Raw genomic sequence first — 12,178 nt, forward strand, 5'->3', positions numbered from 1 at the left:
CATTCCGTAGACGGTTCTGCTGGTTGCGTACCCGTTACATCCCAAGAACAGGTTGTATTGTTAAAGGTCGCTGTTTCCCAACATTCCGTAGACGGTTCTGCTGGTTGCGTACCCGTTACATCCCAAGAACAGGTTGTATTGTTAAAGGTCGCTGTTTCCCAACATTCCGTAGCTGGCTCCGCTGGTTGCGTACCCGTATTCTCCCATTGGCAAGTTGAGTTGTTATAAACATAGTTGTCCCAACAGTTAGTTGGAGTAGGTACAGCTTGCTGATTTACTGTAACTACTGCTATACAGCTATCTGTATTGCTTGAATTACTTGGATCAGTTGCAGTTAATGTAACATTATTAGCGCCAATATTTGTACAGTCAAAACTTGATATATCAATAGATAAATTTCCAACACTTCCACCATTATCTATATCGGTAGGAGTAATACTTGCATTACCACCAGCATCTAAAGTAATGGTTATATTTTTACAAACGGCAATTGGCGTAATTGATGCATCAACAGCAGTTAAGCCTATATCATCAATGGCCATATCACTTCTGTTTCCAGAAGGAGTACCAACAAAGCGTAGCCTAACATAATTGTCAACATAAGGCGTTAAATCTATGGTGTTTGGATTCCATCCAGTGCCTTGATTTCCGAACAATGTCCAGATGTTAGACCAACTACTTCCATCATTAATTGATATTTGAAGAGTTAAACTACCCATTTGATTGCCATACATACTATAATCAAAAGTAAAACTGGCACTTGATTTTCCGTTTAAATTAAAACAAGGACTATTAAGAATAGCTGATTGACTATTTCTGCCATTAGCCTCAGTATACATATACCATGTACCTTCAGAAGCTGAAGATGGTCCAGTGCTATTTGTAGGAGTTCCGTTCGAATCTCTCGTCCAATCAAAATTATCTCCCGTATCTTGATACCAATCTCCCAAACCACTTTCAAAACCTTCATTGTAAGGGAAGGATGCTATTAAAGTTCCAGAACAAGGAGGGGGTAAAGTTGTTGTAAATAAAACAGAAGCACTGTATGAAGATGTATTGCTATTACAGGTACTTCTTACTTGCACTTCATATTGTGTGTTTTGGGTTAAGCCTGATAAGTTAATAGTTGCATTAGAAGTACTAACTGTAGTCCAAGTTGGTGAGCCAACCACGCGATAGCGATAATCATAATCGGCTCCAGTAATGGCATCCCAACTAATATCTACAGTAGTAGCAGCAACATTGCTAGCAGCTAAATTGTTTGGAGCAGATCCAGCTACAGGATTTAAAAGTACATCAGCTAAAGTTTTGGTTTCATAGTTTGCAATGGTTTGACTGTTTAGGGTAAATGGTTCGTAGCAATCTGCTTCGAACAAGATATCATAAGTTCCTGCATAAACAGGTCTATAATAATCACCATGAGGTAATGAACTTACCGTGTGGGAATTCACATTATCATGACCTACAAGAGTAATAGTAGCTTCTATGGGGTTTCCTGTTACGGCATCTTTAACGATACCTTGAAACCCGTAAGTCCCTTGTATTAAATATTCAATTAAAGCTTCTTGATTATAGTTCCAATGATTGACCAACTGATTGGCTGGAATTAACTTAACATCAGATAATTCGATAGTAGTTTCTTTACATTGGTGGTAATAATTCATAAAATCCTGGCGACCTCCATAAACACGATACCAATCGGCTCCATGTGTAATACCATTATTTAGATAATCCATATAACCAGAAGGTCCATCAGCTTGGCAATTATCGGCATATTCTCTTGAAATATGAATATACCAATCATCATCGGCATGTCTGTCATACGTATTGTCCCAAGGATAATTGACAACTTCAACACCGCCATGAAAATTAGCAGAGATAACGAAGTGGTTGTTATCTGCCAATGTCATGAAATGCTGAGTTTCTAATTCATATGAAGTATGCCCGTTTGCATGTGGGCCAGCAACATTATCTGGATAGTTTCTATTTAAATCTAAACCATTGGCATTTGCACGTCTTGCATTGGCTACAGAGGTATTAGAAGCATTATTGTAATAGGTTCCATCTGGATTGGCCATGGGGTTAATCCACACTTCTGAATTATCTATTAGATTTTTAATACGTAAATGATCAGAATGACCAGTGTCTTTATAAGCTGTAATAAAATAATTTATCAAATTAAGCATTAAAGGATATCCAGTAATCTCATCACCATGTATTGATGATGTATACATTAGTTTTGGTTCTGCTTCATCTGTTGAAATATTATCTGAAAGCTTAATAAATAATAATCGTTTATCACCACCTCCAACTCCTTCGGTTGTTCCACCTATATCAACAAGCTCACAGATATCTGGATGATTATTTGCAAATTCCTGCATTTGTAATTCATAGTCGGCATAAGTTGGGTAAGCCGTTAGAGGAAAAGTTAATGGGTAAGGACCTCTTCTGTTTGATGCAGGAAGTTGATTCGACATAATTATACCTTCTGCAATATTATCAGCCGGATTAACAGTTATGCTAAATCCTCTTTGTTGAAATCTTCTAAATTGATTGCTGTTTGCCCAAGCATAAACAGTTTGATTGTTTGGGTCGTAGTTTAGAATAGAGATTTCATTAGAGAATTGCTCTAATTGCACAGGGTTGTCAATTTGAAAACTAAACGTTACTTCTCCTTTACTCCTTAAATACTCTTCAGCTCTTTGTAATTCTCTATTTTGAGAAAAAGTATTTATGAAAGAAAAAATGACAACAATAAAAAGTAAAAGTATTTTACTTTGAGGGTAATTTAATTTCATCAGATTTGGGGTTTAATGAATATTGGGGCTAATATACTAGTTTTTTTTACAAAACATCCATGAAATGCAAAAAAAATCGACGAAATACATTTGTTAATTTTAAATAGTTGATAATCAAACATATAAAAAGGGCTGAAATTTGAATTTCAGCCCTTTTATGATGATTATTTCAAAGAATTATCTTTTAATTATTCTCTTTATTACTGATGTATTTGTTTTAGTATCAGTTAGTTTTATAAAGTAAATACCAGTTGAAAGGTTCTGTAAGTTGTTTATGTTTATTATGTTGTCCTTTGCTATGATATTGTTCATTTTAATAATGGAGCGACCACTAGCTTCAATAATATCAATATCTAGTGCATAATTATTTTTTAGCCTAATGTTAATTGCATTTTGGTAAGGATTAGGGTAAACCGTAAGATATTGATCGTTAAAAGTGGTAACACCTAATGTCTCACTAATTATATTAACAGTATAATCTTCTACTTCACCATACGTAAAAGTTTCACAGGCATCATCTGCAGTTTGGCCATTACCATTATAATACTTAAGTATAACACGCATTCTGGTATTGCCCAATGCAGCATTAACAGGTACGCTAAAGTTTCCGGTTACTGTGGCAGTATTAGATGATGGGCTTTCAAATATTTTTTCGCCACTTTCAAACGTACCATTTTGATTAAAATCTATCCATGCAGAAATAGCTTCACTGTATATAGTACCGGTCCAATGTTTAGTTACAGAAATAGTGTTGGTATTTGAATTGGTTTCTAGATCTGCAAAAATAACTGAAGCGGTATGATCTGAATAACCAGATGAAGTACTGGCAGTTGTATTATTATCTAAACCATTAATATTAACATTTCCAATATATTCATCTGCAATAGAATTACCTTGTGCAGTACAGTAATTAATATTTGTGGTTGTAAATTGTTCTGAAGTAGAATAAGCTGTGCTGTTAGTACCACAATACGACTTTACTTGAAATTCATAAGTTGTATTTGGGTTTAAACCGGTTATTTGATATGGGTTTGAAGTTACATCAAGAATTTCGGTCCAAGTAGGCGAACCTACTTCTCGATATCTAATATCAAAACTATCTGCTGTTGTAGCTGTCCATGATGCATTAGTTGAACTTGAATCTGTACCTGAAGTTCCAAGATTTGTTGGAGACGAAGCTGTAAGTGGCGTAAGCATGATATCAGCCAATATCTTGGTTTCATAATCAGCAATAGTTTGACTGTTTAAAGTAAAGGATTGGTAACATGGTGCTTCAAACAGAATGTCATAAGTGCCAGCTTTTACAGGTCTATAGAAATCACCAAAAAGCGGACTGCTTACAGTATGAGAACCCACGGCATCGTGGCCAACCAATGTTACGGTTGCTTCAACTGGATCACCAGAAATAGCATCTTTAACCAAACCTTGGAAACCATATGTTCCTTGAATTAAATATTCTATTAAGGCCTCTTGATTATAATTCCAATGATTGACCAATTGATTGGCAGGGATTAATTTTGTGTTTGATAACTCAATGGTCACCTCCTTACATTGGTGGTAAAAGTTCATAAAATCCTGTCGACCACCAAAAACCTGATACCAATCGGCACCTTCAGTAACACCATCCCATTGATGGTTTGCATATTCCGCATCCATATACCCATTAGGGCTGTTGTCTTGACAGTTTACAGCATACTCTTTACTTACATGGAAGAACCAGTCACTATCAGCATGATCTGTATAGGTGTTGTCAAAAGGATAGTTTACAACCTCAGTCCCACCATGAAAATTAGCAGATAGAACAAAGTGGTTGTTGTCTGCCAATGTCATAAAATGTTGTGTTTCTACTTGATATGCATTACCATCATCATGAGGTCCAGCAACATTATCTGGGTAGTTTCTATTTAAGTCCACACCATTGGCATTGGCACGCCTTGCATTTGCAACAGAGGTGTTTGAAGCATTATTGTAATAGGTTCCGTCTGGATTGGCCATGGGATTGATCCAAACTTCAGAATTATCAATTAGATTTTTTATGCGTAAGTGGTCTGAATGACCAGTATCTTCATAAGCTGTAATAAAATAATTTATTAAATTCATCATTAAGGGATAACCTGTAATTTCATCACCGTGCATAGAAGAGGTGTACATGACTTTGGGTTCGGCCTCTTCAGTGCCAACATTGTCAGAAAGCTTAATAAACAGCAATCTTTTGTCACCACCAGCAACACCTTCTGTAGTACCACCAATATCTACCAATTCGCAAATGTTTGGGTGGTTGTTAGCAAATTCCTGCATTTGTAGGGCATAGTCTGCATAAGTTGGATAGGCCGTTAGAGGAAAGGTCAATGGATAAGGTCCTCTTTGTGAGCTCGCAGGCAACTCATTACTCATAACAATACCATGAGCTTCATTTTCTGTACGATCTATCGTGAACTCAATTCCAAGACGTTGAAACTTTCTGAACTGATTTGTGTTGGCCCATGCATATACCCTATTGGTAGAAGGGTCAAAGTTTAATATGGACATTTGAGAAGTTAACTGTCGTAGTTCTGAAACATCATCAATTACAAAACTAAAGGTTACTTCTTCTTTGGTTCTTAAATAGTCTTCAGCAAGCTGTAAGTCTCGATTTTGGGAAAAACCATTAAAGAAAGATAAACAGGTAACAATAATTAGAAAGAGTGTCTTACTTCGAGGGTAATTTAATTTCATCAGATTTGGGGTTTAATGAATTTATATGGAGCTAATATACTAGTTTTTTTAACAAAACATCCATGAAATGCAAAATAAATCGATAAAAAGCATATTTTATAAAAGAATTTCAACTAGTGTTCATGTAAAAAAACACAGTATTTCTAAACTTTATAAAAGTTTATACTAGAAAATAACAATTCATTACTGTAGTATAATTTTTTTGGTAATAATGCCAATTGTTGTGTAAATTCTAACTAAACCATACGGAGAATTAGCGGTTTGTAGCTTTATTCGAACCGATTTTGAGTTAATGTGTAATTTTGAAAGAATTTTTTTACCCAATAAATTATATACTTCTATTTTAGTTATAGCGTTATTAGCTGTAATGCTTAATTCGCCATTATTTCTATAATACTGTATCTGGACTATTGGGTCTACTTGATCATCTATAGATAATATGGACTCATCCTCATTGTCATTAGCATTTTGATTGAAAAAAGTAATGAAGAATCGATCCAGATAGTCTCCACTTGTAAACTCACCAGAAAATGAATTCTCATTAATGAGTGTATAGGTGTTTAAAATGGAGTCATATACAAAAACATCAATAGAATTATCAAAATTTTCAAGGGCTGTTAAGGATATTTCAATAGTGCCATCGTTGGATAAAAACATACCCAAAGGGTATTGGTTGGTTTCATTAAATTCTCCAACACCTTGTATCACAAAGCGTTCTCCTTCAATTATCCAATTTAAGTCATCAGGGAAACTATCATAGGTTTGAGTGTCATAACCATAATCTACACCTTCAGTAGCAGCATTATCAGGAGTAAAACCTAATAATAAATGCCTTACATAACCATTAGGCATAGTAAAATCAAGGCGCACACGTTGCATTTGACTGTTGTATTCAGCTAAATCAAAATTTTTTGCTTTGGCAGGCGAAATCTCAATAAATATGAAACATAACACCAAAATGGATAAGTAGGTAATTTTATTCATTTTATTAGATTTTAAATGACAGATTTTTCGATTTGAATAGCAATATATGAATAATAGTCATAAACATCTGTGAAATACACAAATATTCGATGAAATGCAAGATTGAAATAACCTCAATATGAATCGATAAGTCTAATAAAATTTTTTAAAGGGTCTTAATATGTAATGACATGCTGTGTCGTAAAGAAGATAAGATTGCCTATATACCTTTGCAATTAATTATAAGATATTAGCCCAGTTAAACATTTTTTTTCATATTAATTTGGTTAATTTTATTGATGATTGTTTAATAATTTAATAGCTAATATTTTTAGAAGAGCCTTACTGAAAAGTAAGGCTTTTTGTTTGTAAGTATTTGTTTTTGAAGAAAATTACATCAAAAAAAAGCGACCTAATGGCCGCTTCTCTGGTATATAATATGTTATTGTGTTTTTACTGTTTTACTATAATCTTTTTGTTTATAGTTTCATTATTGTCTGTAACCACTTTTATAATATAGGTGCCATCTGTAATACCTTTAACAGGAATTCTAATTTCAGGCATAGATAAATAAATACTAGCATTTGTAATTTCCCAAGAGTTAACAGTTTGACCAAGTATTTGAATTAAGAATACTTGTTTAACTCTTACGCCATTTGATACATTAATATATATTTCTCCAGAGCTATTTAAATAGTTAACCAATAATGATTGCGATATTTCATTATCTTCTATTGATAACAAGCTATCATCTTTAAATGTAATAAAGAATCGATTATTGTATTCACCAGCATCCATTTCCAACTTAAAATTACTATCATTAATTCTAGTATAAGTACCTAAAAATGAATCATAAACAAAAACATCTATTTCAGATTCAAAATTTTCTAGATCGGTTAATTTAATTTCTGCAGTTCCATTATCAGTAAGAAACATATTTAATGGGTATTCTTTATTAATGTCAAAATTGCCAACGCCTTGAATAACATAATTGTCATTATCAATAGACCACGATAAATCACTATTACTAGATTCGTCAAGATTCTTGGCATCAAAAGCCCAATCTACTCCGTCAGTAGCATAGTCATTATTGATGAAACCTAATAATAGAGGACGCTTTCCGCCATCTGGAGCTTTAAATTCCAATCTTACTCTTTTAATAATATCTTCAGTTCTATTTTGGTTATTGTTAGAATTTCGTATAAATACAGACCCTTCATAACTATCTGCTGTGTATGCTTCAGTTTTAAATATACGTTGGCTATTTTTAAATACGACATCTCTTGAAGTCTCTCCGAAAGTTTCAGCCTCTACAAAAAAGCCTTGACCTACCGGGATATATCTTTCAGGTATTTTTGTACCATTGTTACTTATTACCAAATCAGGATGTTGTACAGCACCAACGCCACCAGTAAAGTTTAGAGCAGCATAACCACCTTCATACAATTCAGTTATATGCGTGGTGTTTGATGTGTAATGCTCCCAGAAATACAATGTACCTTTAATGCTGTTAGTGCCGCCAGGACCATTGTCTAAAATAAATTCTCTTGAATCTATTGCGGATGGGTATGGATTACCAACTAGCGACTGTTGGGTAGACCCTATTGGTGTGGTAATAGTTCCGTTATTGGGTTTACCAACAAACACATAATTTTGTTCTGCAGTTGCGTTGCCACTGCCTTTCATGGTATATCCCAATCCAATAGGAATTTGTCCTGAAGAATTTATATACTCCCAAGAATAGTAATCTTCAGCAGGATTATTAATATATGCATATAACCATCTGGTACTTACCTGTGCAGGGTTGCTAGCCGTAGCAGTATAGTTGCCTGTCCAGTTAATAGGTCGTCCCATAGGATTATCAACTGTAGTAGTACCGTCACGTAATACACCTCCAATGGAGTAGCTATTGCTATTATCACTCGCAGCATTATTAGGTGCTACTGGTGAACTCCAATAATTATAATTAAAAGCGTTGGTAGTACCTTGTTGGTCACGTTCAATATAACCTAAACTGGTATTATCAAAAATGCTTTCCATGACTTGAGTAGCATCATATTTTTGTTGAATTAATTGAGATTCACCAACTAAATCTATTTTACCATCTAAGTCTAAATAATGGGTCACCCAAAGCATTTGACCCGTATTATTTTGATCTTGGGAACTACCAGGATTTGAAATGGTTAATTCTTTATTGGTTGTATCAGAAATTAAACCAAGTACTGTAATATCTTTATTCCCGGAATCTATATCATGAGAGATTTGCACAATATTCCAATCAATAGGAGTAGTATTGTCAATTCCCATACTATTTGGCGCATCCCACACTTGATAATGTGTCCAAGTGTTATCTGTAGCCCATTCTTGCCCATCTATACGTGATGTGTAAGGTATTGGTGCATTTTCAGTTTGCTGCGAATTAATATTATGTAATTTACCAGAAATAGATCCAGCATATGGTGTTAACTTACCACAGTTGTCATCCATTCTATAGTAACCCAAAAGGTTGTTCCAAGATAATCCAGGAATATCATGAGGAATAACTTCACCGGCTACAGCACCTCCATTATTTCTAATTTCCTGATTCATGGTTTCTCTTAATTGATTAACGTTTAGTGCAATATTCCATAATCGTAATTCATCTATCCAGCCATTGAAAAACCGCTCTTTACCAGAGGGACGTTCAACAGCACCAACAATACAATCACTAGTGTTAGCCGTTGGAGCACTTCCATTTGCTGAATGTATTTCAATACCATCTATATATAGATAATACGTATTGCCTTTATGAATTACGGCAACATGGTACCATCTATCATCATCCAAATAAATGGAACCAGTATTTAAACTACTTCCGTTATAGCTAAAGACTAATCTTCCTAAATTATTTAGTTTAAGGTCATACCCTGTATTAACATTATTAGGGTCTCTTTTTGAAATTATGGTTTGTTGGCCACCAATATTTTCAGGCTTTATCCAAGCAGAAATACTAAAATCACCAGACAAATCATAGTTGTCATCAAAAGTAATATGGTCATCAATACCATCAAAATCAACATCATTACAATTAGCTATTTTTACATTAATAGAGCTGCTACAAGTTACAGCATCATTAGCACCAGGAGACGATTCAGATTCAACAACAACTGTCCATGTTAAGGTATATTCACCAGGTTCCCCAATAAATCTTGAGTTTGGACTATTGGCATCTGTAAACGAATAGCTTGGGTTACAACCACCTAAATCATCGATTACTGTTGCTGTCCAAAATCCATTTTTACCAGTTCCTACGGGATGGTTAGGAGCGATGATGTCTGGAGTTCCGGCATCATTATCATGGTCATACGATTGACCTGGGTAAATATAGGCTCCAGGTTCCCAAACACCGTTATTGTAGTTATCCAATGCCGAAATGGTATTATCATATGCTGCCAACTGAATATTGGCTTCACCACATGCTTGTCCAGTTGTTAAGTCAACATCCAAACCAGCATAAGCTAAACTAGCACTAACATCAATAAATTCAGTCCCTTCGTCACCTTGAGAACGACAACCATTAATTAATGATGTTACACCATATACTTGAACACCAGGTGTAATAGGCGTAATGGTAGTAGTGGCACCAGTGGTTACAACAACACCATTTTGATCTGTCCATTCAATAACTTCATCAATAGGTGCTTGAGGAATATGAATATTATCCATTGCCCAAGCACTGTTATTGGTTCCGGAATAAGTAAATTTAATTCTTAAGCCAGTCATACCAATATAATTCTGTAGGTCTATAGATACATGGTTGTCAATAAATGTGCCAGTGGTATTTCTACATTGTCCAGTAAAACCCGGAACACTTGCTAAAAATCCGGAATCACTTGGTCCAGTATAATTATATGATGGTCCAGGGTCAAGTTCAATATTATAGGTTGCGCCACCATCTACAGACAACTCAATTTTACACCAAGCACCAGCTTCCAGATAGTAGGCTTGGTCAAACTCTAATGTTGCACTTGTTAAACCTAGTGTGTTAAATATGGGTGTTTCTAATGTTGATAATGGAGCTATAGTATGGTCTGGCGCATCGTAAATTGATGTTCCACTCACAATTGCGAATTTTGAATTATCTGTAGAATCGTAACATCTACCATTAAATTTTTTAGGGCCATTAGTTTCTTTCCAATAGGTGTCATTGGTATTATTACCGCCTGCAGACATTTCTGCAGCGCCATCTACTATCCAGCCTAGGTTGTTTAGGTTTGCTTGATTAAACATACCTCCATTATTAAAATCTGGATTTATACCAAAAGCACTTTCAGCTGTAACAGTAATAACATCTCCAATACAGTTGTCAAACGAACTTGGACCTACAATCGTAGGTGGTACATCAGGAGGTACGACAGCTACATATACTAAATTGGAATAGGCTTGACATGAACCAATTTGAACAACGGCTCTAATTAGAGTGGTCTGTAAAATATCATTGAAGTTATAGGTATTTGTAGTGTTAGCAACAGAATTCCAATTTAACCCACCATTAATAGAATACTCCCATCTAACAATACTCCCTGTATATCCACTTAATGTTAAAATTGCGTTTTGAGGTTCGTCCGGACAGGCTGTAACCTCAATAATAGTGTCTGCATCAGCTGCAGTTTGAGTATTGGTCAAATAGCCAACTGCATTTCCGCCATTTATATTAGGGCTTGTAATAGTTACTGTTGATGTGCAAGTATCAGTATTTCCACCAGCATCTGTAACTGTAAGCGTTACTATGTTTGGACCAATATCTGTACAGTCAAAGCTCGATTGAGATAGGGTATATGTTAAATTACCAGTCCCGCAATTATCTGTCGATCCATTATCTAGTTGTCCAGCTGTAATTGTTGCTGTTCCTGTAGTGTCATCTAAAGCTACTGTTAAATCCTGGCAATTAGCAACTGGGTCAACAGTATCATTAATCACAACATTTTGGTCAACGTCTATGCTATTGCCATTTCCGTCATCAAAAGTCCATGTAATAACATAAGCACCTTGAGTGCTATATGAAGTGGGATCATTAGTAGTTCCCGAAATGGTTCCACTACATCCATCAGTTGTTGTAGGTGTTGGTACTGTGGTAGAGCATTGGGCAGTAATTACCGGTAGTGTTGGGATTGTAGGGTTATTATTATCAATAACTGTAACAATGGCAACACAGGTGTTACTATTTCCACTGGTATCAGTTGCCGTAAGAATAATATTATTACTACCTATATCTGAACAATCAAAAGTCGATTGTGAAACGCTTAATGTAATTATTCCACAGTTATCAGATGAGGAATCATGTATATCATTTGCTGAAATAGTAGCATTACCAGAAGCATCAAGATAAATGGTGATATTCTGACAAGTCACATTTGGCGCTGTAGAATCGATAACGCTAATAGTCTGTGTCTCCGTGGTTGTATTGCCACCATCATCAGTCACACTCCATTCACGAATAATGGTACCGACACCGTCAGCAACGGTATTGGATGTTTCGCTATAGTTTACCGACAGGGTGGTATCGCAGTTATCTGTAGCGGTAACCGCAGGAGGGGCCGGAATGGCATCACACTGTACGGTAGCATCACCAGGCACGCCAACTAGTGCAGGCGCTGTAGAATCGATAACGGTAATGGTCTGTGTTTCTGTAGTTGTATTGCCACCATCGTCAGTCACACTCC

At 35.4% G+C, this 12,178-nt stretch carries 4 protein-coding genes; all 4 read right to left on the reverse strand.

The features are described from left to right. Window positions 1-2,798, reverse strand: a 2,798-nt coding sequence (locus MTX13_RS14235) for a M14 family zinc carboxypeptidase (protein WP_250437343.1), incomplete at its 3' end; no start/stop codon positions are given. A 177-nt stretch (window positions 2,799-2,975) separates the two neighbouring features. Then, window positions 2,976-5,513 (reverse strand): M14 family zinc carboxypeptidase, encoded by a 2,538-nt coding sequence (locus tag MTX13_RS14240; protein ID WP_250437350.1) that lies wholly within the window; start codon window positions 5,511-5,513, stop codon window positions 2,976-2,978. Window positions 5,514-5,696: 183 nt separating this feature from the next. Next, window positions 5,697-6,497, reverse strand: a complete 801-nt coding sequence (locus MTX13_RS14245; protein WP_250437352.1) for a hypothetical protein — start codon at window positions 6,495-6,497, stop codon at window positions 5,697-5,699. Between the two features lie 432 nt (window positions 6,498-6,929). Further along, the coding region (locus MTX13_RS14250) for a LamG domain-containing protein (RefSeq protein WP_250437354.1) at window positions 6,930-12,178 on the reverse strand (5,249 nt) is incomplete at its 5' end.

Origin of the sequence: Hanstruepera flava (assembly GCF_023634025.1) — a bacterium.
Classification (GTDB): Bacteria; Bacteroidota; Bacteroidia; order Flavobacteriales; family Flavobacteriaceae; genus Hanstruepera; species Hanstruepera flava.